Source organism: Nocardioides abyssi, from assembly GCF_030412915.1.
GTDB lineage: Bacteria > Actinomycetota > Actinomycetes > Propionibacteriales > Nocardioidaceae > Nocardioides > Nocardioides abyssi.
Genome location: NZ_JAUHJR010000358.1, coordinates 1 through 202 on the forward strand (window position 1 = coordinate 1; position 202 = coordinate 202).

General features: G+C 71.3%; 1 pseudogene. It reads right to left on the reverse strand.

The features are described from left to right. A pseudogene (locus tag QWY29_RS21400) lies at nt 1–202 on the reverse strand (phosphoglucosamine mutase); the annotation flags it as partial.

Here is a 202-nt window from a genome sequence, read left to right on the forward strand (position 1 = left end):
TCGCGCATGATCACGTGGCCCGACTGCTCGCCGCCCAGCGAGTAGTGGTGGGCGTTCATCTCCTCGAGCACGTAGCGGTCGCCGACCGCGGTCTGGCGCACCGCGACGCCGGCGGCGCGCATCGCGTTGACGAAGCCGAGGTTGCTCATCACGGTCGCCACGACGGTGTCGTCCTTGAGCTGGCCGGCCGCGCGCAGGCCGA